A 24321-nucleotide genomic window follows, 5' to 3' on the forward strand; every position below is an offset into this window, starting at 1 on the left:
TGAAGGGGGGGTTAGCATTGACAAATATAATCGATGGAATGGATGCAGCAAGGTTTCAATCAGCAAATAATCCAGGTAATAAGCAGCGGGAGAAAAAGGGTAAAGAAGAAGACAAGAAAATGCCTATGGTGTTAAAAAATTTAAAAAATGGATCTTGATGTTCATTTGAGTTTTCCAAGAGAACTCCTGTGTGAGTAACAATTTCACTTAAGTGAGAAAATGTTAGTGTAACAAATCAAATCGCATGCAAGCGATTTGGTTTGTTCATACTTGAAAGATAAAGTGTGTATTTACCAATTTATAGGTGATTTAATGTGTTCGTTTGTTGGGAACTTATCTTATAAAAGAGGCAGAAAAGTTAGAAGAATTATATAAACAGGTCAGTGAACATACAAATGCAAAATATTCAATATGGGTGGACAGTGTACTATTTACTTGGCAATGGTGGGTAGGGGTCAGTCTCAGTATGTTACCTTGGGTTTTATGGATTGTATTTAGAAGAAAAGAGAGTACATTACGACTATTGACTGTTGGTTTTTTCGTTATGTTTCTTTCAACTTTTTTGGATTCTCTTGGTGTTCAATTAGGTTTTTGGTATTATAAACATTCTGTTTTACCTTTAATACCGGCGTATATTCCATGGGATGCTACCTTGTTGCCTGTAACGATTATGGCGTTACTTCAAGTTAAACCTAAAGTTAGTCCTTACCTCAAATGAATGTATTAAAGAACAACTTTAAGGCTAACCCTTTTTCTTTTGTTCAATTGTAGAAATCGATTCCCCAGAAGGAAGATTCAGCATTCTACTCTTAGGCTCATATATTTGTTGGGAAGGCCAAACTCCATGGTGTCCTGAAAAAATATAACTGATCACACAAGTGGTAAAAAAATATTCAATTCCTTTGCCTTCGAACATTTCTATACCCATAATGAACGCTGCTATTGGTACATTAGCTCCACCACAAAAAACTGCGATAAGTCCTAGAGCAGCAAGGAAAGAGCTTGGTAAATCTATTATTGCTGATAAGGAATTTCCCAAGGTTGAACCCATAAAAAATAGAGGAATTGCTTCTCCACCGACAAAGCCAGATCCCATTGTGACAGCAGTAAATATTAACTTGGCTAAAAAAGCATGATGTGGTACTTCTCCAGTAAAGGCTTCTTCAATAATATCTAAACCACGTCCATTATAGTCTGTAGAGCCTATTACATAGACTAATGCTACGATTATAATGCCGCCAACAAAGCCCTGTAACATGGGATCTCCTAAATATTTTGTGGAATACTTTTGAATCCCATGTCGTAATTGACTGTATAAAACACTGACAAAACTAAATATAATGGCTAAAATTATAACTTTTATAATAGTAATAGAAGAAATATCAGGTACGCTTTTTAAGATGAATTGTTCATGTTCGACTCCCCAGGCTCTAGTAGCAACAAGGTGACCTACAAAACTGGCAGCAAAACAAGGAATTAATGCTTCAAATTTCATTTTCCCCTAGGCTGCTACTTCCATCCCAAATATGGCTCCTGTTATTGGTGTGCCGAAAGCTGCACCAAACCCACCGCTTATTCCACTCATTATCAATATTTTTTGATCAATTTTGATAACTTTGAACAACCGGTTAACTACTGCTGCTATACTTGATCCCATTTGGATAGCTGCTCCTTCTCTTCCGGTGGAGCCGCCAAGTAAGATTGTAACAAATGTCCCCAGATATACAATAGGTCCCATTCTCTTGAGAACTTTCCCCTTTCCTTGAATATCTTCAAAAACGAGGTTGTTCCCTTTATGAGATTCCTTACCGAAATATTTATAAAGGAAACCGATAATCACACCTCCGAGAGGGAGTAGAAGTATTAACCACGAATGTGCGTCTCTTGTTTCTCCAAGTAAATCATTAGTATGTAAGAGAAAAGCTGTTGTCGATCCTACGAATACACCAATAAGACTTCCAAAAACTATCCATTTAGTAAGGGTTGAAACAAAAGTTATATATCGAACCTTAGCACTTTGCAAAATAAGACCTCCTGGTAAGCAGATAAACTTTGACTTGTTATGTGAAATAACGTTCTTACTATAATTCGTCTCGTTGTTGTAACTCAGCATACGCTTTTAGCGTCTCCATACCATAACGATTTAAATAAAAATATTGAATATGAACCCGTTTTTACTCAATGCGACATGGATTTCGGTATTGTAAATAAGTCCTATTATTTATGAATGTTACTGTAGATGTTTAGGTGGGGTATAAGTGTCCTGATTGTTTTTCTCCCCTGAAAAAACAGTTCCATTATTTAGCTGTTGAGTAATGATAGGAGGTGGCTGACCTGCAGGTAATTGACTATGAATATAATTCAATAAAGTTTGAATATCCTGTTTTGTGGCAGGTTGAGCATATTCTTGTAGCGTATAGCCTAATAAACCACTCGGTTCAATCGTGGCTATTTTGACATCACTTATTCTTGCTATACCTGACTGTCGTAAGCGAACTTCTAATTGATCTACAGTTAAACGTAATTTCTTTAAATTCTGTTCATCAATTACACCATTATTAATTACAATTATTTCCTTTCCGGTGATGAAGCTCTCAAACTTATCTGATTTAACTTGAAAGTATTCTAGTGCCATTAATACCAATACCAATATTAAAGCGATCATAAATGTAACCCAAATACTGCGGTTGCTTACAGGTTGAATCATTAAATTCCCAATTGATATCATAATGACAGTTTGTGATACTGTAAGTTGAGAAATTGATTTTCTTCCTGCTAATCGTAAAATATGTGTGCCAACAATCACAATAAGAATTGCTTTCCAAATCCAGTTAAAGTCCAAAAAAGCACCCCCAATTCATTTGCTTTTTAAAGTAACTAATTATTAATGGTACGTACAAAATTGTTGGTAAACAACTAGCACCTTTGAGAAATTAAAGGAATATAACATTTAACATGGAAAAGTAACAGTTAAAAGTAACGGAACAAATAGAATTTTTAATGAAAAATAGGAGGCAATTTTTTCATTATGGTTACTTGATTATTGTTTAAGGAAACATGTAGTTGTTTTTGATCGGTTAAAGAAGCAAAGAAAATAGACTTAATATCTCTAATCTCTAACTTACTTAATTCCTGATAGAACCAATCTTCAGAAAGGTGTAATTGCTCTAATACTTCTTTATATAGCTTGCCATCAATTACTACAGGGTAGGAAAGATCTGCTGACTTAGTTAAACCCATATCTTCTAGGGTGACTGTAGCCTTCGAAGGTTTCTTGTGGATAGTTAATTGACCATTAGCCTCAACTATTGCAAGTTCTACATGACTTACATCAAAAATATCATTTTCTCTTAGCATTTGTAGTATGTTGTCAATTGAATAACGAATTTTGTATAAGTTCTTGACTAGAAATTGACCATTATGAATAACAATAGTTGGTTCAAACGTGATTAATCTGCCAAATGTTCTGTTTGAAATTTTCCATTTTGTAACCACAATTTGAAATAGTCCAATCAATATAACCGCAACCCCAGTATGGATATGGTCGATGTTTGGATCAGCTAGATCAGCCCCAACAACAGCTCCAAGTGTAATCACAACTAAAAAATCAAACACAGGTAATTCAGCGATAGAGCGTCTTCCCATCATGATGGTGATAAATATCATAAGTGGTAAAACCGTAATAATTCTAAAGAAAAGGATAACTAACTCTTTTGCTAAGTCCAAAATCATTCACTTCCCTGATTACAATTTCTTATAACTAAGTATGTGTCATTTTATGTGAAGTTATTTTTTACATTTAAAGCATGTCCAAATGATTATGGATAGAATAATGACTAAAATGAGTGTGGCCAACACTTATTTTTGTTGGTCACACTGAGTTGATTACTGAAAAATTTTTAGTTTTATAATGTGTACTTTCTTTCTTGGTTTTTTTTTTGGAACATTTCTTCACACTCCTTCGTTTTTGATAATCGCGATTGATTGTAGAGTAACTGAAACATACGTATGTTGAAATTCATAACAAAATAGGACTATCTCAGCTGAGACAGTCCTAGCAATAGCTCCGTGTATAACTAGGAGTTTAAATTGATATTGATTAATTCACTTACTCTTCTGGTCTTGTGCCGGGCTCCATACCAGACTCAGAAGCTGTCATGATCGGCTTCACCAAAAGATCTGAATGAACTCGCACTTGACAGGATAGACGAATGTTTTCTTCTCTATAACCCTTTGCATCAAGAATGGCTGCTTCTGCCTCACTAATTGAACCTGCCTCTCCTTCTAAAATTTCGACACGGCAAGTTGTGCATTTTGCTTTTCCGCCACAACGGTGGAGAATGTCTACACCATGATCCTCTAAGGCAAGTACTAATTTGTTTCCTTCTTCAACTTGGAACGAACCTTTTCCCTCTACTTTTATAGTTGGCATTTGTAATTTCCTCCGTTTCTGATTTGATATCGTTACAAGTGAGTATTTACTCTCTAAATAAACTGAAAATCTTGCTTGGTGTTAGAATCTTACTATAATAAGGATAAAATGTATAATCTTCTCTTTTCATCTACCAGTGAAAGTACTGAAAAAAACGTTTAACTTTCGGGTTCCCCTAAGTCTAAATCGATATAATCTTTTTGTTGGTTCTGATCTTCGTTTCCTTTTGGCTCTAGTACCTTAGTTATGAATGAAAAGGTCTGATCTGTATTTGGCAAATCCTTCTCAGAAAAAACCTCATCTGTATCAGGGTCAAACACAATAGCATGAAATGTTTGTTCCTTCTCATTAAAAGATAGTTCTACAGCATCGCCAAATTCTTCAGGCGGTCTCGGTTGAATGAAGATTTCGTGATCGGTATTGTTCTTTTTTACTTTGTTGATTCTTTGCATAATCTCGTCTTTATTCATCTTAAGTCTCCTTTGCTCTTTACTCATATATTGCTTGTTTTTTCTTATCTTAAACATTCAAGAATAAAAAGAGGGTGATCTCTTCACTCCACATTCATTTCTTTTGTTTCAACAGAACGTATATAGTATGATAAAAAAACGTTACGAAATTGGCAATTGTAGAGAGGGATTTGGCATTATGAATCATTACACGGTTGGAATGGCTGGTCATATTGATCATGGGAAAACAACGTTAACGAAAGTTCTGACGAATATAGATACAGATCGTTTGAAGGAAGAAAAGGAACGGAACATCTCGATTGAATTAGGTTATGCTCCGTTAAAACTTAGTGATGAGATGGAAGTATCGCTAATTGATGTACCTGGGCATGAGCGCTTTATCAGACAAATGATTGCTGGTGTTGCTGGAATCGATTTAGTTATGCTTGTTGTAGCTAGTGATGAAGGCATCATGCCACAGACACGCGAGCATATTGATATATTGCGATTGCTTGGTGTTGAACAGGGAATTATTGTCGTTACGAAAATAGATCGTGTCGATGATGAGATGCGAGAGCTTGTAGAACTAGATATTAGAGAAGCGGTTGAAGGGACCTTTTTAGAAGAGAGTTTATTATTTTTTGTTGATAGTCTCAGTTGCAAAGGAATTGATGAGTTAAGAGAGGGAATTAAAAATGGGCTAGTTGGACGACCTACGAGAGACGCGAGTGGGGCTTTTCGCTTGCCGATTGATCAAGTGTTTACAGTTCATGGTCAAGGAACGGTTGTAAGAGGAACAGTCTACGAAGGAAATGTGAATGAAGGAGATGTGTTAGAGCTGTTGCCACAACGCATTTCCGTTCGAGCAAGACAATTACAAGTTCATCATCAGTCTCGTAAAAGGGGACGAGCTGGGCAACGAGTTGCCGTAAATGTGGGCGGTGTTTCAAAAGATGAGATAAAAAGAGGCGATGTTCTTGTAGCGAGTGGTCATTATGAGACAACGGAGACGATTGATGTTGCGCTTTCAACAGTAGCTGACCTTGAGTTTAGTTTGAAGCAACGCGGAGCGATAAAATTGCATATTGGCACTGCGGAAGTGTACGGAAAAATTGTCTTCTTTGATCGGAATGAATTAGCGGAAGGCAATGAAACCATTGTTTGCCAGCTCCGATTGGACGAACCGATTGTGACGAGAAGAGGAGATCGTTTCATTATTAGGCGCCCGACACCGATGGAAACAGTTGGTGGTGGAACAGTGATTGATCCGCATGGGACGAAATATCGTTTTGGCAAAGAAACAGTGCACATGCTTGAGCAAAAAAAGAACGCAACTCCAGCAGAACGGTTGGATCAAATTTTACTAGAAAAGAAAGTAATGCAAATAAAAGAGGCGAGTAAGGAACTGAATATCGCTGAAGATGAGCTGTTGGAAATAACACATAAAAATGAGCACGTGTACCAGCTACCAGGAGGAGAACTAACGAGTAAAAGAGTTATCCGTTCACTACGAGAGTCGCTTCAGACTGAGCTAGATCGATATCATGCTACGTTTTCGCTTCGAGAAGGGATTAAAAAAGCAGAAATCGTACAAAGCTATATACAAACATACCCAAAAAAGATTGTCGATTGGTTGCTAGAAGAAGGTGTGAAACAGCAATGGTTTAATATTCGTGGCCCATATGTCGCACTACCTAGCCATACGCCTCACCCGCCACAACAATGGCAAAAACGTGTAGAGCGAGTATTACATGAGCTAAAAAATGAAGGCTTACAAGTGACAGCACTTCAAAATCATTTAACCGGGCAACAAATTCCGCAAACTATTCATGAAGAATTGATTCATTACTTCCATCAACAAGAAATGTTATTTCAACTTGATGATAAACTTTCGATCCATGAGGTGCCTTTTAAAGAAGCTGTATGGAAATTAAAACAAGAAACAAATGAGTTATTTGCTTTAAATGAAGCAAAAGTAGCAACTGGATTGTCAAGAAAGTACTTAGTTCCATTTTTAGAAAAGTTAGATAAGCTTGGTTTGACCATTAGACAAGAGAGTGAGCGGAAATGGAGAGTGGCAGCAGTTGAAGATTGGCTCGATAGAAAATCCTAAAATCCTTTTTTTTACTCCTTATTACAAGCAGAATCGTGGTAATTCAACAACGGCCAAGCGACTTGTAGAGGGATTTAAAATGTGGGATGTCACGGTTCGTGTGTTTGCTTATGAGGAAGATCATTGGGACGCTGATTGGGAAGCGTATTTCAATAAAGCTGATATTTATCATGCGCTCCATTTAAAGCGATTTGCTACATGGTTTAAACAGTATCCTCATCTTGAATTACGTAAACCCTATATACTAACGACTGGTGGTACAGACGTGAACGAAGATTTGAAAAATAACGCAGCGGCACTATTGATAAACTCTGTCGCTGATGAGTCTTGTGGAATTACAGTATTTAATGATGACGGGAAAAATAAAATTGTTGAGGCTTACCCTGCTTTAGTTGATCGTATTTATGTAATTGCTCAAAGTGTATACCTACCAACTCATCAGGGGCATTCTTCAGAAATACAACAGATAACAGGCTATCCAAAATTCTTACTTCCTGCAGGGCTAAGACCTATTAAGGATGTATTCTATTTATGGGATGGATTAACAAAAATACGAAGTAGATGGCCGGATTTAGTATTTACTATTGTAGGTCCTGTTCTTGATGAAGAAGTGTACAAAGAAGTCAAGCAACGTGAAAAAGAAAATAAATGGTTTCAATATATTGAAGAGATTCCACTTGAACAAATGAGAGAATTGTATTGGCAAGCTGATATTGTGTTAAATACGTCCATCTCAGAGGGGCAACCGTCGGCGATCCTTGAGGCAATGTCGTTAGGAAAGTTGGTTGCAGTGAGGAATAATTCAGGAAACGCAAGTATCATTCAAGATGATGAAACGGGACTGTTATTTGAATCACCAAAACAGTTCCATGATAAGGTTTCCTTGTTGCTTCAGTCAGAAGAGAAGCAAGTTGAACTAATGAATAAGGCACAAATATACGTAAATAAGTATCATTCACTGGAAGAGGAAATGAATTTATATTTACAAGTCTATACGCACTGTTTAGCAAAGGTGTATTCTTAGTGTTTCAAGGGTAATTGCTTTACAAGCGATTTAGGCAAATGATAAATTTTACATGGCAACGAATTTTAGAAGAGGTGGAGACAAGATGAAGAAATGGATTTTAACAGTAGGTCTAGCGTTTGCATTAACTGCATGTGGAGGCGCAGATGATCCTGATGAAGTAGTCGAATCACCGACAACTGATGAAGCGACAGAAGAAGCACCAGTAACAGAGCAAGACGACAGTGCCTTTGAGATTGCTGTAATCCCTTCGCAATCAATGGGGGAAATGCAAACAGGTCTTGATAAATTAGAAGAACACTTAACCGAACATTTGGATCGTGAAGTGATTGTAGAGCAGTATCCGAACTATAATGCTGTTGTAGAAGCAATTAATTATAATCAAATTGACCTTGCTTTCTTAGGTCCGTTAACTTATTTAATCGCACATGAACAAAGTGGAGCGCAAGCAATTATTACACAAGAAGTAGACGGAAGTCCTTATTATTTCTCGTATATTATTACACACGCTGACAGCGAGTGGGAAGATATAGATGATATGATTGAGGATCGTGCTGATGTTGATTTTGCATTTGCTAGTATTTCTTCAACATCTGGCCACTTAATTCCTGGTCTGAACCTGCGTCAGCTAGGGGTATATGAAAGTCAAGATGACCATGAATTTGAGCAAATTCAATTTGCAGGTTCTCATGATATTGTAGCAACTCTTGTACAAGAGCAAACGGTTGATGCTGGAGCGGTTGACAGTGCTATTTTAGAAGCTCTTATGAAAGAAGATGAAAAGAATGGCGGCACACTTCGCGATGATCTAAAAGTAATTTGGCAATCAGATGAACTTTATCAGTATCCGTGGGTTGTACCTGCTGAAATGAACGATGAGCTGATTTCACAAGTTCAAGAAGCGTTTTATAAAATTGAAGATGACGATATTCTGCGGATTTTCGGTGGCGCAACAAAATTTGTTGAGGCTGACGATAATCAATATGCGGATGTGTTAGAGGCAGCTCGTGAATTCGATATGCTTACATTAGAATAGGAGCATAAAAAATATGGTTTGGTTTCGTAGGCGCTACATCGTTTATATCTTGCTTATCATCGTGGCACTATGGTGGAGCATGAATATGACCGATTTCGAATGGAGAAAGCTTACGCAAATCGGAAACATAATTGACATGGTGACCACTCGTTTTTTCCCGATTGAGTGGTCTCTTTTTCCGAGAATGGCGTATCACAGTCTAGTTACACTAGCTATGGCGTTTTTAGGAACATTTCTTGCCTTGATTGTTGCATTACCTCTTAGTTTTTTAGCGGCGAAAAATACGAGTGGATCTATTGCAATGTATAGTTCAACTCGTGGGGGGTTAAGTGCATTACGTTCCATTCCTGAGATTGTCTTTGGGTTAATTTTTGTTACAGCTTTTGGGCTAGGTCCATTTGCTGCAGTCTTGGCCATCATTTTACATAATATTGGTGTTCTAGGAAAATTGATTTCTGAACTAATTGAAGCAGCAGATAGTGGTCCGCAAGAAGCGATGCGATCTGTTGGTGCGACGAAATGGGTTGGGCATCTCTTTTCAATTTTGCCACAAATCTGGCCTAATGTGCTGTCGCAATACTTCTATCGCTTTGAAGTGGCGATCCGCACCTCCTTAATTTTAGGGTTTATTGGTGGAGGCGGAATTGGGCAGCAGCTCTTTAACCATTTTCAAAGCTTTTATTATACAGCAGTGGCACTAGATATTGTTCTGATCATGATCATGGTCATTTTCGTGGACTTTATCGGTGGTCGCATACGTGCTAGGGTGATATAGGAGGTGCTGTGATGTTGATGATTTCAGATTTAGTTGTACGTTACCCGAAATCCGATGAAAATGCCCTTGATCATGTAAATCTGTCGTTACAAAAAGGGGAATTTGTTTGTGTGCTAGGTAAAAGTGGAGCAGGTAAGTCTACTTTTATTCGCTCCATAAACCGTCTGCAATTGCTTACAGCAGGGCAGGTGACTTTTGAGGGGACAAATATAACGACTCTTTCTGAAGCGAAAATGAGGAGAATTCGCTCAGATATGGTCATGATATTCCAACACTTTAATTTGATCCCGAGAATGACCGTTTTTCAAAATACGCTAACAGGTGCATTTGGCAAGCGACCTCCCTATAAAAATTTACTCGGCATTTTCTCTGAACAAGAAAAACAGCGTGGCCTTCAAGCTCTTAAGGAAGTTGGACTAGAAAAACATGCACATAAACGAGTCGAAGCACTTAGTGGTGGGCAAAAACAACGTGTCGGAATCGCTAGAGCATTGCTACAAGACCCGAAGTTGTTGTTAGGAGATGAGCCTGTAGCAAGCTTGGATCCGTCAACATCGAGAAGGATTTTTGAGCTGTTAAAAAGAATCCATGAAGAACATGAATTATTATCGATCATTAATGTACATGATGTGAACTTAGCGAAAGAATTTGCAACGCGAATTATTGCCTTTCGTGATGGGAAATTACTTTTTGATGGAAAGCCTAATGAGGTTGATGATCAGATGTTTGCAGATATTTATCAATGATTGGAAGCTGTGTCTCATAGTGACTCTTAATTGTATCGAGGGTGATTCAAAAGGTGAAATATGACCTTATGAGTCACCTTCGTTTTTGCTTTTTGGAGGGCTGAAAATTGAACAAAAAGAGCAGAGAGAGGGGATTAAAAGAAGAGAGTTGTTCTTAACTTTATACTGTCGAAATTTCTGGGACGAAAAATAGGTCTTTTTTCACAGGTGGAGTGTGATAAAATATCGTTTGATCACTATATGGTCAAGAAACGTAGAGGAGAAGATACAATGAGAGAAAAAGTAAATCAACTCATGCATTCAAAAGCGCTAATGATCGTTAGTGCATTAGCCGGAGTCATTCTTATATACGCAATCATTCAAAATGAGGTTATGTTCAGGTTGTTTGTGCTTTTATTTTTGGCTGGATTCGCTTATCAATTAAATAAGAAGCTAAACGCTTTAAAGCCAGTGGCACAGCCTGCACAAGAAAGAGAAGTAATGGGAGTGGAACAGGTAGAAGATCAGCCTACTCAAATTTTTGAGAAAACATTACTAGAAAAAGAAGAACAGCTTGAGAAAATTGATTTAGATCGCACGCGAATGCTAGAAGAATTATTTACAAAAGCAGAATTAAATGAGCTAGAAAGACAAACATACCGAGAGCGAATCAAGGAAAAGGAATCAGAACGCTCCAACATTATGCAAGACCTAATGATTGTTAAAGGAAAACTTCAACATGCTGTGCTTGAGACAAAAAAGTATTTTGTGAAAGTTGACCCTATGAAAGAAATAGCAGCATCTATTGAAACAGAGAACATACAAACATCATCGATTGCGAGTCTTAATGAGGAAGTATCAACTATTGTAACCTCTTTAACAGAAGATACGATTAAAGCGTTAAAAAAGAGCAACTATATTGATGAAGAGCATAACTTAACACGTTCAGGTTATAAAGCGCTCGTAAAAACAGTGGCAAGTGAGTCGTAATATAGTAAAGGTTTTGAGCTATAATGCCGCGCTATATTTAAAATGAGAAATGCTCAGGAAACTAAATTCCTGAGCATTTCTTTTATTTTTTTACAACAATAGATTTGTCTTTCTTTTCTGTGACAGATCCAATAATCGTTGCGAACGCACCAGCGTGATGCATGGCTTTGATATATTGCGTTGCTTCTTTTGCCGACAAACTAATGAGTAATCCTCCTGAAGTGATCGCATCACATAAGATGCTTTTTTCCACATCTGTAATCTCATCTGCGTAAGCTACACAACCTTCGAGCCAGCGTTCATTTGCTTTCGAACCACCTGGGATAATCCCTTGTTCTGCAAGCTCTCTTGTTCCATCAAGCATGGGAATGGTATCGACTTCTAGTTCAAATGTGACGTTGCTTCCCTTAGCCATTTCATAGCTATGACCGAGAAGTCCAAATCCTGTAACGTCTGTAACAGCATTAGGATGGAAGCCGTCAAGATGTTCAGCAGCTTGCTTATTAAGAAGTGCCATTGTCTGTGTTACGGCTTTTTCTTGCTCTTTCGTTACAGCTTCACGTTTAATCCCTGTTGTTAAAATTCCAACACCAATAGGCTTTGTTAATATTAGTGTATCACCAGGTTTCGCTCCGACATTTTTGAAAATGCGATCAGGGTGGGCAAGTCCTGTTACAGATAGACCGAACTTTGGTTCTTGGTCATCAATCGAATGACCACCGACAATGATGGCTCCAGCTTCTTTTGTTTTATCAGCAGCGCCGAGTAAAATATCAGCTAGCACTTCTGGTGGAAGCTTTTTAATAGGGAAACCAACGATGTTCATGACAGTTGTTGGTTTCCCGCCCATTGCATAAACGTCACTAAGCGCATTAGCAGCGGCGATTTGGCCGAACATATAGGCGTCATCTACAACAGGTGTAAAAAAATCAACCGTTTGAATCATCGCTAAATCATCAGTTAAACGGTATGCACCGGCATCATCTGATGTATCGAGTCCAACGAGTAAATTGGGATCGTGTGTTTGTTTTGGTAAATGACGCAAAACTTGCGTCAGGTCTTCTGGACCAATTTTACAGCCTCAACCAGCTTTTGTTGAAAAAGAAGTTAAACGAATCTGTTCTTGTTTGTCCAATGAGGACACCTCCTATATCTTACATGGAACACATTTAGTGTGCCTAGTAGTTGCACATTTTTTGCATCCTTCTTTGTATTATCCTACAATATAGTTGAAAACAATGTAAAGGAGATTGATTTGCATGGATTACAAAGTAACTGTTGAATTTTGTATGATGTGAAACTACGCACCCAAAGCCGTGAGTTTCACGGACGAAGTACTCGGTCATTTTCGTGGGAAAGTCAAAGAAGTAAACTTAGTCACTAGCGGAGGTGGCGTCTTCGAAGTTACCGTTAATGGTGAATTAATTTATTCGAAAAAAGAAACAGGTTCATTCCCTCAGACTAAAGAAATAATTGAGCAGATGGAAGAAATGGTTAAATAATTGAGAGTGTCATAAAGGGTCTGCCCCCGACCAAGTGCGTCATAGAACAGTCGGGGGGCAGACCCCTTGTTAGTGAAGAAAGGTGGATCCTATATGAAAAACATATTGAGACAATTACCGGCAATCCATGAACTACAACAAGATGAGCGGTTTACACAATTGCTTGAAAACAAACAACTATCAAAGGGTAAGGTAACAGAGTGGTTACAAGAGGCGGTTGCCGATATCCGCGCGGGCGTTTTGACAGGAGAAATAGAAGGTAGTCAGTCTATTTCGTTTATGGACTCCATTTTCACACGGTTATCGGAACGTGTTAGTCATCACTCAACTTTTTCCTTGCAACGCGTTATAAATGGAACAGGCACAGTTTTACACACGAACCTTGGGCGTGCACGCTTAAGTGAAAAAGCAATCAAACAAGTAGTGGAAACAGCTTATTCTTATTCAAATGTTGAATATAATTTGAAGCAAGGAAAAAGGGGGTCGCGCCATGATTTAATTGAAGAATTAGTAAAAGAAACAACCGGCGCTGAAGCAGCAATGGTCGTTAATAATAACGCAGCCGCCGTTTATCTTGTTTTAAAAGCATGTGCAAAAGGAAAAGAAGTGATTGTTTCTCGAGGTGAACTGGTAGAAATTGGTGGTTCGTTTCGTGTCTCATCGATCATGGAAGAAAGTGGTGCACATTTAGTAGAAGTTGGAACTACAAATAAAACACATCTTTATGATTATGAAAATGCTATTTCTGAAGAAACAGCCATGATTATGAAAGTACATACCAGCAATTTTAAAATAATTGGTTTCACGAAAGATGTCAGTATAGCTGAGATCAAGCCGGTAGCAACGAACCATAATATCCTTGTTTATGAGGACTTAGGAAGTGGAGCGATTTACGATTTAAAAAAAGACGGAATTGGGCAGGAACCAACCGTGACTGAAGCCCTTCAAAGAGGAGCCGATCTTGTTACATTTAGTGGGGATAAGCTTCTTGGTGGACCACAAGCAGGAATTATTGCGGGTAAGAAAAAGTGGATTGATCAGCTGAAAAAACACCAACTAGCACGTGTGTTGCGCGTTGACAAAATGACACTTGCTGCTTTAGAAGCAACGTTAAAGGATTATGTTAGTGAACAAACAGCGCGAAATACATTACCAACACTAAAGGCAATTCTCTTGAAGAAGAAGGATATCCAAGAGAGGATTGAGAAATTCACGAGTTGTTTATCTCCATTTTGGAAGACTGAGTTTAGAAGCAGCGTTTCGCAAGTCGGCGGGGGGACGATGCCAGAAGTGGAATTAGAGACGGAGTTATTACTACTGTCGAACGAATCATATAAGTCCCAGATGATTCATGATGAATTAAGAAAAGGAACACCCGCAGTGATTACTAGAATTGTTGATGATAAGATTGCTTTTGATTTTAGAACAATAGAAGAAGCAGAATTTGAGGATTTGCATCGCAGACTTCAAGAGCTGTCAAGAGAAATGGGGAAAACCGTATGAGTGGAAAAACACCAGCAGAATCAAAAACATTTTTAACTGATCTTGTTCTACCTCCTGATACAAATTATCATGGGACGATATTTGGAGGGAATGTTATGGCCTATATTGATAAAGTGGCTAGTATCGTTGCGATGCGACATGCACGCAAAATGATTGTGACAGCATCAAGTGATAGCTTAGACTTTATTTCTCCTATCAATTCAGGTGAAGCGATTTGTTTAGAAGGATTTATTACATTCACAAGGAACACCTCGATGGAAATTTATGTGAAAGTAGAGGCGGAAGATTTGTTAACAGGAGAGCGCAGGTTAACAGCAACATCCTATTTAACATTTGTAGCACTCGATGAACAAGGAAAACCAACTTCTGTTCCACAAGTAATTCCTGAAACGGAAGAGGAAATATGGCATTATAAGGGAGCAGAAGAACGGTTTGAACAACGTAAAAAAAGAAGACAAGAGCGGAAAGAACGACAAAACAAATAAAGGCCTATTACTAAAAGATTAACAGCATATTGTTTGTCCTTATTAAAGAAAACCGTACTTACTTAGAGGGCACTGGAAAAGGTAAAAAATCGGAGGCCACTGAAAAAGGCAAAAACCGATCTTTTTCAGTGGCCTCCTTAATTGGCGGGTTTTTTTTAGACCGTTTAGGAAAGTAGACTTTTAGCCTTCTCCATCTGTCTGACCTACGTGATTTGCTTTCTTGACCTTTTTCGAGCCTTTCATTGGTTCAGGTTGTCCAGAGTTTTGTCCTTTTGGTGCATTTCTTCGTTGGTCTTTATACGTGTTATGTTCTGCCATGTTTGCTTCCCTCCTCAAATGTAGTATGTCTGGAAATGAGTGTTGTATACGAATAATCAATAATGTTTAACACAAGCTAGTCATATTTGAAATAAGGTTGGACGAGGGAGAGATTTAAGATTTAGAGAGGAACTGAGCAAAGGAGCTTGGTTCGGTTATTAGTGGTCTAGATGAACGTTTCGATGCCCTCCATAGCTGATGTCGAATCGGAAAAGAACGTTACGCCATCAGTTATTCCCGGTGAGTAGGGGGACGTTTGGGAGGTAAGAAAAACTAAGGCTACTGCCTGAATTCGCTCTTCACTTTTAGAAAGGAACTAGTTATAGCCCTCTAAGAAAGGGCCCTGGCAGCAACCAAGTTTTTCTAAGTTATTGTCTCTTTTTCGTTTTTTTGTTGTGTTGTCGTTCCATTTCAGTTAGAGGTTCATTGGCAGTTTCTTCTTGAAACTGTTGTTCTCCTTGTATAATTCGTTTATCTTTTTCGTTTGGTTTTTGTTTTTTTTGCATATTAACACCTCCCATTTCTCTATTTTTCGTTTATTTTAGCTTTATTATGTATTTTTACAAAACTCGTTATAAATTTTTTAAAAAAACATTTATTCTTTAGATAAGTTTTGCTATTCTATAGAGGGACTGTTTTGTCGGATCATTTAAGCGCTTTCTCTTTTATGATAAAACGACGGGCTAGTCGGTCTGATTTAGACAATATTGACAGTTTAAGGTATGATAGTCTTGTGAAGGAGGGTATACATATGTCAACAAAAAATGATGTATTCAAAGCAAAATCATCCTTTTCTTTGGATGGAAAGACAATTAATTATTACTCTTTAAAAGCACTTGAGGATGCTGGTTTGGGCAATGTGTCAAAACTACCATATTCAGTAAAAGTGTTACTAGAATCAGTTCTTCGTCAATATGATGGTTATGTCATCAAGGAAGAGCATGTAGAAAACTTAGCGAAATGGGGAACAAGCGAGCTGAAAGAGATCGATGTTCCATTTAAACCATCTCGTGTTATTCTTCAAGACTTTACAGGTGTACCTGCTGTAGTTGACCTTGCTGCATTACGCAAAGCAATGGCAGATCTTGGCGGTAACCCAGATCAAATTAATCCTGAAATTCCGGTTGATTTAGTAATTGACCACTCAGTACAAGTGGATAAAGCTGGTTCACTTGATTCACTTGATTTCAATATGAATTTGGAATTCCAACGCAACGAAGAGCGTTATCAGTTCCTTAGCTGGGCAAAGAAAGCGTTCGATAACTATCAAGCAGTTCCTCCAGCAACAGGTATCGTTCACCAAGTGAACCTTGAGCATCTTGCAAATGTTGTTCATGCAGTTGAAAAAGACGGTGAAACAGTTGCTTTCCCAGATACATTAGTTGGTACCGATTCACATACAACAATGATCAATGGGATTGGTGTACTTGGATGGGGTGTTGGTGGCATTGAAGCTGAAGCTGGCATGCTAGGACAACCATCTTACTTCCCAGTTCCAGAAGTTATTGGAGTGAAGTTAACAGGTACATTAGCAACTGGTACAACGGCTACGGACATCGCTTTAAAAGTTACGCAAGTATTACGTGAGAAAAAAGTGGTTGGAAAGTTCGTTGAATTCTTCGGACCTGGTCTTGCGGAAATGCCGCTTGCTGACCGTGCAACGATTTCTAACATGGCGCCTGAATATGGTGCAACATGTGGTTTCTTCCCTGTTGATGTAGAAGCACTAAACTACATGCGTTTAACGGGTCGTTCTGAAGAGCAAATTAAACTTGTTGAAGCGTATTGCAGAGCAAATGGAATGTTCTATGTTGCTGGTGAAACAGATGATCCGACTTATACGGATACAGTAGAAGTTGACCTTAGCGAAATCGAAGCAAACCTTTCAGGTCCTAAGCGACCTCAAGATCTTATTCCGCTCTCTGGTATGCAAAAATCATTCCGTGATGCAGTTGTCGCGCCTCAAGGAACACAAGGTTTAGGACAAACAGAAGCAGAATTTGATAAAGAAGTTGCTGTTACGTTTAAAGATGGTCGCGAAACAACAATGAATACAGGTGCAATTGCTATCGCAGCAATTACGAGTTGTACAAATACTTCTAACCCATATGTAATGATAGGGGCGGGACTTGTTGCTAAGAAAGCAGTCGAGCTTGGTCTTGAAGTACCTGAATTTGTTAAGACATCTTTAGCACCTGGTTCTAAAGTTGTAACAGGCTATCTAACTGATTCTGGACTTCTTCCATATTTGGAAAAGTTAGGTTTCCACTTAGTTGGTTATGGCTGTACAACATGTATCGGAAACTCAGGACCACTTGAAGATGAGATTGAAACAGCAATTGCAGAAAATGACTTAACTGTTACATCTGTTCTTTCTGGTAACCGTAACTTTGAAGGACGTATTCATCCTTTAGTTAAGGCTAACTATCTTGCTTCGCCGCCACTTGTAGTTGCTTATTCACTTGCAGGTACGGTTGATATTGACTTACAAAATGATTCGCTTGGCAAAGACCAAGATGGAAAAGATGTATACTTTGCTGATATTTGGCCTACGGCAGATGAAATTTCGAAAGTGGTTTCTGAAACTGTAACACCTGAGCTATTCGCACGTGAATATTCAAGTGTATTTGACAGTAATGATCGTTGGAATGAGATCGAAACAACGGATGATGCGCTTTACAAGTGGAATGAAGATTCTACCTACATTGCAAACCCACCATTCTTTGAAGATCTATCACCAGAACCAGAAGATATCAAACCATTATCTAACCTGCGTGTCATCGGTAAATTTGGTGATTCGGTTACAACTGACCATATTTCTCCAGCTGGTGCAATTGGTAAAGATACACCTGCAGGGAAATACCTCATCTCTAAAGGAGTTGAGCCAAAAGACTTTAACTCATATGGTTCACGTCGTGGTCACCACGAAGTTATGATGAGAGGTACGTTTGCAAACATTCGGATCCGTAACCAAATCGCTCCTGGTACAGAAGGTGGATATACAACTTACTGGCCAACTGGTGATGTCATGGCTATTTACGATGCAGCTATGAAATACAAGGAGCAAGATACTGGTCTAGCTATTTTAGCTGGTAAGGATTACGGTATGGGAAGTTCACGTGACTGGGCTGCAAAAGGTACAAACCTTCTTGGTATTAAGACGGTTATTGCTGAGAGTTACGAGCGTATCCACCGTAGCAATCTTGTTCTTATGGGTGTTCTTCCACTTCAATTCAAAGATGGCGATAGTGCTGAATCTCTTGGATTAACTGGAGAAGAATCATTCGCAGTTGAGATTACAAACGATGTGAAGCCACGCGAAATCGTAAAAGTGGTAGCAACAGATTCAGACGGCAAGCAAACTGAGTTTGAAGTTCTTGTTCGTTTTGATAGTGAAGTTGAAATGGATTACTACCGTCACGGTGGTATCTTACAAATGGTTCTTCGTAATAAACTTTCTTAAATCAAATAGAAAAACCTTCTTTCACCGTATAGAGGTGGAGGGAGGTTTTTTTGTTGCTTGTTTTAAGGTGCTGTACCGGTATAAACAAGCAGTAGAGTAAAAGAAATTAGTTAGAAAAAGAAATTTCACGTACTGTTTTTTCTCTTTCCTTACTAATATTCGCTTGAAACTTGTACATCCTATAACTGATAAATAATGAAAGCGAGGTAGATAACTATGGGGCGACAAAAAAAAGGAAATGCCAATGCACAACGTAATAATAATGCCAAAAAACAAGGGAAAGAAAACCATCCTGATACAGAGTATGCTTCTTATGCAGAAGTCGAGGCACAAAAAATGAATCGAAATCAGCATTCATAAGGAGGTTTCATTGATGACTGTACAAACTCAGCTTCAACAAGCAATTGCGTCAGCACAAAGTGTCCAAGCCAGTTTAACACAGTTCTCCCTTGAAACAGAAAATCAAGATGCAAAACAATTATATGAGAATTTGGCGACACAACAAAAAAACATTACAACTTTACTTGAAGGTCGTTATCAGCAGGTTCTTCAAGAAGAACCTCAATTTAATCAATCAAACTAAAGAGATCTCTTTAAGAGCTTGACTCAAATGAATTCGTCTGACCCTATTGTTGTACAATTAATTGATTTAATAATAGGGTCAGATTCTTTTGAGAAAGCTATCATATGCGAGAGTTTTAAAGAATGGAGGAGTCCAATTGTTTGATTTTTGGCAAGGAGCTGAATCATTACCAATATACGGATATATGATACGCGCAACAATTGTGTACTTATATATATTTCTTATTGTAAAAGTTTTAGGACAACGCTCAATGAGTTCTATTGACGCACTCGATTTTATTTTTGGGGTGGTCATTGGAGATATTCTTGGAGAGCCTCTAACAGACGGAGCTATCCCACTAGCAGGTCCTGTTTCAGCTGCAGCGATGATTGCAGGTTTGCATTTAGTTTTATCAATTATTGCTTTGAGAGCACCTCGTTTTAGGCGTGTCATTGAGGATGAGCCTATAATATTAATGAGACATGGCCAAATTTTACATGAGGAATTGAGAAAAGCGAAGATCACACTTGAAGCTTTTTTTATGGATCTTCGCTTAAATAATGCAAGTGATTTATCTGAAATTGATTACGCAATACTTGAAATGAATGGTTCGATCAGTGTTATAAAAAAATCAAATTATGAAAGTGTTACATTAAAAGATATGAAAAAAAATGTTCCGTCAAAAGGATATCCTTCTGTTCTTATCGAAGATGGGCAGATTATCGAAGCGAATGTTAAAAAGTTTGGAACGATTGATTGGTTAAGAGAACAAATACATAATCACGGTTTTAGGAACGTGCGAGAAGTTTTTGTTATGACAATTGATGAATCTGGTCAAATTTTTGTAAGTCCAAAATCAAAAACGAGTGACCTTTGATGTATAAAAATGCTCCTTTTGTATCAAGATGATAAAAAGAATAAGGAGTGTTTCTAGTGAGAAGAGTCAGAAAATTGTCATTTGAAGAACTAGTTAGAGAAAATAGGGAAAATTTATTGAATGATAAGGCAGCGTTAGATCGTCTAGAAGAAAAATGGGAGCAAAAAAGATCCTCAGTTAAACAAGTCGAGATGTGAATAGGAATGCTTTTTGGAGGTAACCTAGTAATAGGGAGGGGTTACTTATGAAAAGCACAAAATCACACTTTGCTCAATTTCGTCCTGACCACCTAGGTATGCAGCCTGTAAAATCGAATGCAAATAACGGGAAAAAAATGGCTCAAAAAAGCAATGAACAACCTAATTATGTTCCTCCTAAAGGATAATAAGAACAAGCCCTGGAGTAAACTACTTCAGGGCTTTATTCTTTAACAGCACATTTTCCTACTGAACCGAGAGTTCATTAAGAATTTTGTTTGATTAGAAAAAGTTGTCGATGAAAAATGCTTGTCATATTTAGTGAGAGACGGAATAATGGAGAGGAATGATGTCGTAGGAGGTAGGTCAAACAATGAGACATCAGAAACTCATTTTAACGTCGCTACTAGTATGCTATTTATTAGCTTTATTTTATGTAACTTTATTTGCATGGAATTATGGAGCCTCTCTTGGTCCAGCAGGCCCAGGAGGAAGAAATTATAATTTAATTCCGTTCCGTAGTATATATCGAATTGCTGTGTTTAGTCCAACCATCGCAGATCCGATTCGTATTTTAATCGGGAATATTGTCTTATTTATTCCACTTGGGTTTCTTCTTCCATCGGTTTGTCCGAAAGTCCGCCGATTATTAATGGTATTTTGTATCAGTTTTTCAGTCTCTCTTTTAATTGAAGTGAGCCAATTCTTATTTACCCACCGTGTGGCAAATGTTGATGATGTGATTTTAAATACCCTTGGAGGAGTAATAGGATTGCTCATCTTCTCATGTGTATACTGGACAAAACAACGAATCATTTACATCCAAACATAAAAGAGGAAGAGGAAAAAGGTCGGTTTTTGACCTTTTTCCTCTTCCTCGAACAATGAGCATAGCGAGTAAGCCATTGAAAACATGGAAAAAGGTCGGTTTTTGACCTTTTCCTCTTCCTCTTCCTCTTCCTCTCTATCCCTTATTTTGTACCGTGTACCGATTAAATAAGCGAAAACATAGGTAGACAACTATTAAGAATGATCCATATAACAATGAGATATACAGTAAGTCACTTGGGTTGGTTACAATGGTATTCCCGACCGTTGCGAATAAGATCATCGATGGCACTTTTCCTAATGAAGAAGCAATTGCATACCTCAGAAAAGTTACACGACTTAATGCAGAGTAAATATTAACAATGATTGATGGAATGACAGGAATAAGCCTCGTTAAAAAGATCGTCATAAAAGCATTTTTCTCAAACATTACAGTTATCTTAGCTAGGCGTTCATAGCGGAATAGCCATTTTTTCCCCCAGTCCTGGTATCCATAGCGAACGAAAGCAAACATAAGGATCGATGCAAGAGATGAACCAATCCATGTAACGATACTACCGGAAATGGGTCCATATGCTGCCCCGAGGACACCACCAATTATCGGATAAGGAATAATGGGGAATAATGCAAAGATTGTTGCAAGTAATGATGTTACGATCATGTAATCTGTACCACCTTGACGAATCCACTGAAGCAATGATTCTCCAAAAAGATACATGATAACGGCTATAGCTACATAACCAAATAAAACAAATCCTTTCCTCATCTAAACCTTCCTTTCTCATAGTACGCTTCTCATTCTCTCATATATCTGTCATAGTTGTTGTCATTTGTTTTGTCACTTTCATGAAATTTAGTGGTCAAACAAATGATAGGCACGTACAGTCAACAGTCGATTATCTTTTCTAAAAAGATTTTATCTGATAAAATGGTTAAATCAAAGTGGATTACTAGGAAAATGGTGATGGTATGAGAGCAAGTATCTGGTTATTATTTGTTGTTGGTCTACTAGTTTTGTTCCCTGTAAACGTAGGGGCACATTCGTATGTTACGGAATCATCTCCTGAAGATGGAGAGGAACTAGCAGAGGCAGTAAATGAGATCACACTTCACTTTAATGCAGGCATAGAAGGAGTTAGTACAGCAACTGTTTATAGTGAGGGAAATCAAGAAGTTTCTTCTAAACAAATCGAAGTGGATCGTTCAACCATTACGGTCACTTTTGGTGCTCCTCTTGCACCTGGTACGTATTAAGTTGACTGGAAAGCGTTAGGTGAAGACACTCATCTGACGGAGGGAATTTCATGTTTACTATTTCAGAATATGATGATGAAGAACTGGATCTTCCTGATAGTTCAGAGGGTAAGACGGATCTAGCAGAAAATATAAATGACGTAGAAGACCAAATAGGACTGGAAGAGGAAGAAGCGGTAGAATCATCATCAAGTCGATTTATTCTGCCAATTCTAATAATGGCTACAGGAGCTACTATTGTGTTTATACGCTTTCTAATTAAGAGGCGTCGCTAATGATGATTTCTTTAGCAAATGTCTTGCTATACATTTGTTTAGCGATTCTAACGGGATATTTTTTCCTTATGCGAATTACCGAGAAAGCTCGACCGAGTATTTACATTTCGGAAAAGTCATTGAAATGGATCATTCTCTTGATTCCTATTTTTTTATTTGTACCGGTTATCCGTGTTATTATCACACTGTACAATCAATTTTCACTGCCTGCTGCCAAATACGCTTCACTTATTAGCCGTTTCGGTCTGGATTGGAACGTTATCCGTCGTAGCTTGGTTCACATATGATTGGAACGAGACACGCCGATTCTTCCGCTGGTTTTCAGTTGTGGCAACTTTAGCTGTTATTGTCATTATTGGATCTGGTTTTATGTTAATGGCGGCCATTGTCCCAGAATATGTTCAGTCATGGCTTCTTAGTTATGGTCAACTGTTAGTAATGAAACATTTATTGTTCGTACCGTTATTGGTCTTTGGTTTTCACCATTTTCTTCTTGGTGTTTCTAAGGCTGAATTCGAAAACAAATCGAGGCTTATTACGTCTTTTCGAATTGAGTCACTTATTGCGCTTCACGTGTTTGCAATTTCGGCGCTGATGACTGAACAAACTCCACCACATGAAGTAGCGCAAACGTTACAAACTGGAAGAATTTCTGTCTTCATGCGATTGTTTATTGGCGATCATGTAAATATTGGAGCCATTCATTTGTTACATTTGGAATAATACAAGAACCAGTGGATGTCGCACGAGTTCAGATTCATTATGAAGGTGGTTCTTATATCGCACAGGTGGAAGAAAATACATTTATTAATATAGTATCAACGAATGAAAATTGGGCTGATCAGCATCCAATTGATTTCCTTGCTGATAATGGACAAGTGATAGAAACGTATGCACGAAATGTAATGGAGGAAGGAGTGTATTGCCATTAAAGGCAATCACTCCTTTTGTAATTAAAAGACGTTCATTTTAACGAATATGGGAATATGAAAACATATTTGAAGGACAATGACTCTCTGCCCATTGTTTCAAAAAACTATTTCGTTTATCGAAGTAAAGGAGTAAAATAAAAAACAAAAAGGGGTTAAGAAAATGGAGAGAAAAAAGCAATGGATGATTTATGGCATGCTTACACTTGCTACAAGTACGTGGGGAAGCGCGTTTATAGCTGGGAAAATTGCAATTGAAAGCTTTGAACCTGCAACCATCTCTTTCTTACGTTTTTTCGGAGCGGCACTTTTATTATTTCCAATCATGTGGCTAGTTGAGAAAAATAGTCCCAAACCAACGAAAAAAGATTGAATGTTATTTGCCTTGTTAGGAATAACGGGGATTGCGATCTATAATATTTGCTTCTTTTTAGCTAGTAAACATGCTCCTGTCATAAAGAGCTCCCTGTTTATTGCAGCGAATCCAATGCTTATTATGCTGTTATCAGGATTTTTATTAAAAGAGACGATTTCTAAACGAAATGTTGCAGGTCTACTTCTTGCGTTTGCCGGTGTTGTAACAA

At 38.0% G+C, this 24321-nt stretch carries 30 protein-coding genes and 3 pseudogenes; 24 read left to right on the top strand and 9 right to left on the bottom strand.

The features are described from left to right. Positions 1-17 precede the first annotated feature (17 nt). Together SAZ04_RS09810 and SAZ04_RS09815 are read left to right on the top strand one after the other, a co-directional pair. Positions 18-158, top strand: a complete 141-nt coding sequence (locus tag SAZ04_RS09810; protein WP_332694565.1) for a hypothetical protein — start codon at positions 18-20, stop codon at positions 156-158. Positions 159-325: 167 nt separating this feature from the next. Continuing rightward, complete coding sequence (locus SAZ04_RS09815; RefSeq protein ID WP_332694567.1) at positions 326-718, top strand: CBO0543 family protein; 393 nt, start codon at positions 326-328, stop codon at positions 716-718. A 24-nt stretch (positions 719-742) separates the two neighbouring features. Here the strand turns inward: SAZ04_RS09815 and SAZ04_RS09820 are convergent. From SAZ04_RS09820 to SAZ04_RS09840, 5 genes and pseudogenes are all read right to left on the bottom strand, one after another. Further along, positions 743-2113 (bottom strand): annotated as a pseudogene (locus SAZ04_RS09820) (voltage-gated chloride channel family protein). 117 nt (positions 2114-2230) lie between these two features. Continuing rightward, positions 2231-2842 (bottom strand): DUF421 domain-containing protein, encoded by a 612-nt coding sequence (locus SAZ04_RS09825; RefSeq protein WP_332694569.1) that lies wholly within the window; start codon positions 2840-2842, stop codon positions 2231-2233. A 155-nt stretch (positions 2843-2997) separates the two neighbouring features. Further along, positions 2998-3726, bottom strand: a complete 729-nt coding sequence (locus SAZ04_RS09830; RefSeq protein ID WP_332694785.1) for a DUF421 domain-containing protein — start codon at positions 3724-3726, stop codon at positions 2998-3000. A gap of 382 nt (positions 3727-4108) precedes the next feature. Continuing rightward, entirely contained in the window at positions 4109-4432 is a 324-nt protein-coding gene (locus tag SAZ04_RS09835) for a 2Fe-2S iron-sulfur cluster-binding protein (RefSeq protein ID WP_332694571.1), read from the bottom strand. A gap of 158 nt (positions 4433-4590) precedes the next feature. Further along, positions 4591-4902: a hypothetical protein gene (locus tag SAZ04_RS09840; RefSeq protein ID WP_332694573.1), complete on the bottom strand. Its 312-nt coding sequence runs from the start codon at positions 4900-4902 to the stop codon at positions 4591-4593. Positions 4903-5029: 127 nt separating this feature from the next. Here SAZ04_RS09840 and selB point away from each other — a divergent pair, with 127 nt between their 5' ends. The 6 genes from selB to SAZ04_RS09870 all read left to right on the top strand — a co-directional run bounded on the left by selB (position 5030) and on the right by SAZ04_RS09870 (position 11544). Next, positions 5030-6994, top strand: coding sequence for a selenocysteine-specific translation elongation factor (selB, locus tag SAZ04_RS09845; protein ID WP_332694575.1), 1965 nt, complete (start codon positions 5030-5032; stop codon positions 6992-6994). After that, on the top strand, positions 6966-8018 hold the full coding sequence (locus SAZ04_RS09850; RefSeq protein ID WP_332694577.1) for a glycosyltransferase: 1053 nt from the start codon (positions 6966-6968) through the stop codon (positions 8016-8018). The genes selB and SAZ04_RS09850 overlap by 29 nt, the downstream gene beginning before the upstream one ends. A gap of 85 nt (positions 8019-8103) precedes the next feature. After that, a complete protein-coding gene (gene phnD, locus SAZ04_RS09855; protein WP_332694580.1) occupies positions 8104-9054 on the top strand; it encodes a phosphate/phosphite/phosphonate ABC transporter substrate-binding protein in 951 nt (316 codons plus the stop codon). Between the two features lie 13 nt (positions 9055-9067). Then, on the top strand, positions 9068-9829 hold the full coding sequence (gene phnE / locus SAZ04_RS09860; RefSeq protein WP_332694582.1) for a phosphonate ABC transporter, permease protein PhnE: 762 nt from the start codon (positions 9068-9070) through the stop codon (positions 9827-9829). An 11-nt stretch (positions 9830-9840) separates the two neighbouring features. Beyond that, complete coding sequence (phnC, locus tag SAZ04_RS09865; protein ID WP_332694584.1) at positions 9841-10575, top strand: phosphonate ABC transporter ATP-binding protein; 735 nt, start codon at positions 9841-9843, stop codon at positions 10573-10575. Positions 10576-10845: 270 nt separating this feature from the next. After that, positions 10846-11544, top strand: coding sequence for a hypothetical protein (locus SAZ04_RS09870; protein WP_332694586.1), 699 nt, complete (start codon positions 10846-10848; stop codon positions 11542-11544). An 82-nt stretch (positions 11545-11626) separates the two neighbouring features. On the opposite strand, the gene selD is transcribed toward SAZ04_RS09870, so the two are convergent. Next, positions 11627-12661 carry a selenide, water dikinase SelD gene (gene selD / locus SAZ04_RS09875; RefSeq protein WP_431308993.1) on the bottom strand — a complete coding sequence of 345 codons (1035 nt, stop codon included), beginning with the start codon at positions 12659-12661 and terminating at the stop codon, positions 11627-11629. 193 nt (positions 12662-12854) lie between these two features. Between selD and SAZ04_RS09880 the strand changes: the two are divergent. The 3 genes and pseudogenes from SAZ04_RS09880 to SAZ04_RS09890 all read left to right on the top strand — a co-directional run. Then, a pseudogene (locus SAZ04_RS09880) lies at positions 12855-13046 on the top strand (Rdx family protein); the annotation flags it as partial. A gap of 93 nt (positions 13047-13139) precedes the next feature. Further along, the gene (selA, locus tag SAZ04_RS09885) at positions 13140-14549 is read left to right on the top strand and encodes an L-seryl-tRNA(Sec) selenium transferase (RefSeq protein ID WP_332694590.1); all 1410 of its coding nucleotides are present in this window, start codon (positions 13140-13142) and stop codon (positions 14547-14549) included. Next, positions 14546-15034 carry an acyl-CoA thioesterase gene (locus SAZ04_RS09890; RefSeq protein WP_332694592.1) on the top strand — a complete coding sequence of 163 codons (489 nt, stop codon included), beginning with the start codon at positions 14546-14548 and terminating at the stop codon, positions 15032-15034. The genes selA and SAZ04_RS09890 overlap by 4 nt, the downstream gene beginning before the upstream one ends. A gap of 180 nt (positions 15035-15214) precedes the next feature. Here the strand turns inward: SAZ04_RS09890 and SAZ04_RS09895 are convergent, their stop codons facing one another. Next, entirely contained in the window at positions 15215-15352 is a 138-nt protein-coding gene (locus SAZ04_RS09895) for a small acid-soluble spore protein P (protein ID WP_332694594.1), read from the bottom strand. A gap of 368 nt (positions 15353-15720) precedes the next feature. Beyond that, complete coding sequence (sspO, locus tag SAZ04_RS09900; RefSeq protein WP_332694596.1) at positions 15721-15858, bottom strand: small acid-soluble spore protein SspO; 138 nt, start codon at positions 15856-15858, stop codon at positions 15721-15723. Positions 15859-16103: 245 nt separating this feature from the next. On the opposite strand from sspO, the gene acnA reads away from it, so the two are divergent. The 7 genes from acnA (at position 16104) to SAZ04_RS09935 (ending at position 21283) form a co-directional block, all read left to right on the top strand. After that, on the top strand, positions 16104-18815 hold the full coding sequence (gene acnA / locus SAZ04_RS09905; RefSeq protein WP_332694598.1) for an aconitate hydratase AcnA: 2712 nt from the start codon (positions 16104-16106) through the stop codon (positions 18813-18815). 216 nt (positions 18816-19031) lie between these two features. After that, a complete protein-coding gene (locus SAZ04_RS09910) occupies positions 19032-19175 on the top strand; it encodes a hypothetical protein (protein ID WP_332694600.1) in 144 nt (47 codons plus the stop codon). A 13-nt stretch (positions 19176-19188) separates the two neighbouring features. Then, a complete protein-coding gene (locus SAZ04_RS09915) occupies positions 19189-19398 on the top strand; it encodes a DUF1657 domain-containing protein (protein WP_332694602.1) in 210 nt (69 codons plus the stop codon). Positions 19399-19534: 136 nt separating this feature from the next. After that, the gene (locus SAZ04_RS09920; protein WP_332694604.1) at positions 19535-20254 is read left to right on the top strand and encodes a DUF421 domain-containing protein; all 720 of its coding nucleotides are present in this window, start codon (positions 19535-19537) and stop codon (positions 20252-20254) included. A 56-nt stretch (positions 20255-20310) separates the two neighbouring features. Continuing rightward, entirely contained in the window at positions 20311-20451 is a 141-nt protein-coding gene (locus tag SAZ04_RS09925) for an FbpB family small basic protein (protein ID WP_332694606.1), read from the top strand. 47 nt (positions 20452-20498) lie between these two features. Next, entirely contained in the window at positions 20499-20639 is a 141-nt protein-coding gene (gene sspN, locus SAZ04_RS09930; RefSeq protein WP_332694608.1) for a small acid-soluble spore protein N, read from the top strand. Positions 20640-20824: 185 nt separating this feature from the next. Beyond that, positions 20825-21283, top strand: a complete 459-nt coding sequence (locus SAZ04_RS09935) for a VanZ family protein (RefSeq protein WP_332694610.1) — start codon at positions 20825-20827, stop codon at positions 21281-21283. A 132-nt stretch (positions 21284-21415) separates the two neighbouring features. Here the strand turns inward: SAZ04_RS09935 and SAZ04_RS09940 are convergent, their stop codons facing one another. Then, positions 21416-22045 (bottom strand): TVP38/TMEM64 family protein, encoded by a 630-nt coding sequence (locus SAZ04_RS09940; RefSeq protein ID WP_332694612.1) that lies wholly within the window; start codon positions 22043-22045, stop codon positions 21416-21418. Positions 22046-22248: 203 nt separating this feature from the next. On the opposite strand from SAZ04_RS09940, the gene SAZ04_RS09945 reads away from it, so the two are divergent. The 6 genes and pseudogenes from SAZ04_RS09945 to SAZ04_RS09970 all read left to right on the top strand — a co-directional run. Next, on the top strand, positions 22249-22533 hold the full coding sequence (locus tag SAZ04_RS09945; protein ID WP_332694614.1) for a copper resistance CopC family protein: 285 nt from the start codon (positions 22249-22251) through the stop codon (positions 22531-22533). Positions 22534-22583: 50 nt separating this feature from the next. Further along, on the top strand, positions 22584-22808 hold the full coding sequence (locus SAZ04_RS09950; RefSeq protein ID WP_332694616.1) for a hypothetical protein: 225 nt from the start codon (positions 22584-22586) through the stop codon (positions 22806-22808). Next, the gene (locus SAZ04_RS09955) at positions 22808-23095 is read left to right on the top strand and encodes a hypothetical protein (protein ID WP_332694789.1); all 288 of its coding nucleotides are present in this window, start codon (positions 22808-22810) and stop codon (positions 23093-23095) included. Before SAZ04_RS09950 ends, SAZ04_RS09955 begins: the two co-directional genes overlap by 1 nt. Then, a complete protein-coding gene (locus tag SAZ04_RS09960; protein ID WP_332694618.1) occupies positions 22980-23531 on the top strand; it encodes a copper resistance D family protein in 552 nt (183 codons plus the stop codon). The genes SAZ04_RS09955 and SAZ04_RS09960 overlap by 116 nt, the downstream gene beginning before the upstream one ends. Before the next feature lie 11 nt (positions 23532-23542). Next, positions 23543-23740, top strand: coding sequence for a hypothetical protein (locus SAZ04_RS09965; protein WP_332694620.1), 198 nt, complete (start codon positions 23543-23545; stop codon positions 23738-23740). Positions 23741-23933: 193 nt separating this feature from the next. After that, a pseudogene (locus SAZ04_RS09970) lies at positions 23934-24314 on the top strand (DMT family transporter); the annotation flags it as partial. Positions 24315-24321: the final 7 nt, after the last annotated feature.

The organism is Halalkalibacter lacteus (assembly GCF_036663595.1).
Taxonomy (GTDB): domain Bacteria; phylum Bacillota; class Bacilli; order Bacillales; family Bacillaceae_D; genus Halalkalibacter; species Halalkalibacter lacteus.

Bases quoted from the DNA above. Each gene is read 5' to 3' on its own strand.
- SAZ04_RS09890 (WP_332694592.1), top strand. From the start codon at position 14,546: ATGAGTGGAAAAACACCAGCAGAATCAAAAACATTTTTAACTGATCTT.
- phnD (WP_332694580.1), top strand. From the start codon at position 8,104: ATGAAGAAATGGATTTTAACAGTAGGTCTAGCGTTTGCATTAACTGCA.
- SAZ04_RS09940 (WP_332694612.1), bottom strand. From the start codon at position 22,045: ATGAGGAAAGGATTTGTTTTATTTGGTTATGTAGCTATAGCCGTTATC.
- SAZ04_RS09955 (WP_332694789.1), top strand. From the start codon at position 22,808: ATGATGATTTCTTTAGCAAATGTCTTGCTATACATTTGTTTAGCGATT.
- SAZ04_RS09945 (WP_332694614.1), top strand. From the start codon at position 22,249: ATGAGAGCAAGTATCTGGTTATTATTTGTTGTTGGTCTACTAGTTTTG.
- phnC (WP_332694584.1), top strand. From the start codon at position 9,841: ATGTTGATGATTTCAGATTTAGTTGTACGTTACCCGAAATCCGATGAA.
- SAZ04_RS09835 (WP_332694571.1), bottom strand. From the start codon at position 4,432: ATGCCAACTATAAAAGTAGAGGGAAAAGGTTCGTTCCAAGTTGAAGAA.
- SAZ04_RS09950 (WP_332694616.1), top strand. From the start codon at position 22,584: ATGTTTACTATTTCAGAATATGATGATGAAGAACTGGATCTTCCTGAT.
- SAZ04_RS09915 (WP_332694602.1), top strand. From the start codon at position 19,189: ATGACTGTACAAACTCAGCTTCAACAAGCAATTGCGTCAGCACAAAGT.
- SAZ04_RS09840 (WP_332694573.1), bottom strand. From the start codon at position 4,902: ATGAATAAAGACGAGATTATGCAAAGAATCAACAAAGTAAAAAAGAAC.
- selB (WP_332694575.1), top strand. From the start codon at position 5,030: ATGATAAAAAAACGTTACGAAATTGGCAATTGTAGAGAGGGATTTGGC.
- acnA (WP_332694598.1), top strand. From the start codon at position 16,104: ATGTCAACAAAAAATGATGTATTCAAAGCAAAATCATCCTTTTCTTTG.
- sspN (WP_332694608.1), top strand. From the start codon at position 20,499: ATGAAAAGCACAAAATCACACTTTGCTCAATTTCGTCCTGACCACCTA.
- SAZ04_RS09935 (WP_332694610.1), top strand. From the start codon at position 20,825: ATGAGACATCAGAAACTCATTTTAACGTCGCTACTAGTATGCTATTTA.
- selA (WP_332694590.1), top strand. From the start codon at position 13,140: ATGAAAAACATATTGAGACAATTACCGGCAATCCATGAACTACAACAA.
- phnE (WP_332694582.1), top strand. From the start codon at position 9,068: ATGGTTTGGTTTCGTAGGCGCTACATCGTTTATATCTTGCTTATCATC.
- SAZ04_RS09870 (WP_332694586.1), top strand. From the start codon at position 10,846: ATGAGAGAAAAAGTAAATCAACTCATGCATTCAAAAGCGCTAATGATC.
- SAZ04_RS09910 (WP_332694600.1), top strand. From the start codon at position 19,032: ATGGGGCGACAAAAAAAAGGAAATGCCAATGCACAACGTAATAATAAT.
- SAZ04_RS09895 (WP_332694594.1), bottom strand. From the start codon at position 15,352: ATGGCAGAACATAACACGTATAAAGACCAACGAAGAAATGCACCAAAA.
- sspO (WP_332694596.1), bottom strand. From the start codon at position 15,858: ATGCAAAAAAAACAAAAACCAAACGAAAAAGATAAACGAATTATACAA.